1 protein-coding gene is annotated in these 256 nt (G+C 50.8%); it reads right to left on the bottom strand.

Going from position 1 to position 256, the window contains the following annotated elements; all coding sequences use genetic code 11:
• Positions 1–256 (bottom strand): hypothetical protein (locus SCT_RS17965; protein ID WP_189799684.1); only part of this gene is annotated, 256 nt, incomplete at both ends.

Raw genomic sequence — 256 nt, 5'->3', positions numbered from 1 at the left:
TTAGCCGGTGCTTTTTTGGCGACGGTTTTTTTCGCTGCAGGTTTGGCGGCTGGTTTTGCAGCGACCGCTTTTTTAGCCGGTGCTTTTTTAGCTGCAGTCGCTTTAGTTGGAGCTGCTTTTTTGACTGCCGCAGCAGGTTTCTTGGCAGCTACAACCGCTTTTTTAGCCGGTGCTTTTTTGGCGACGGTTTTTTTCGCTGCAGGTTTGGCGGCTGGTTTTGCAGCGACCGCTTTTTTAGCCGGTGCTTTTTTAGCTG

Origin of the sequence: Sulfuricella sp. T08 (assembly GCF_000971475.1) — a bacterium.
Lineage (GTDB): Bacteria > Pseudomonadota > Gammaproteobacteria > Burkholderiales > Sulfuricellaceae > Sulfuricella.
This window is presented reverse-complemented; position numbering and strand designations above follow the sequence as displayed.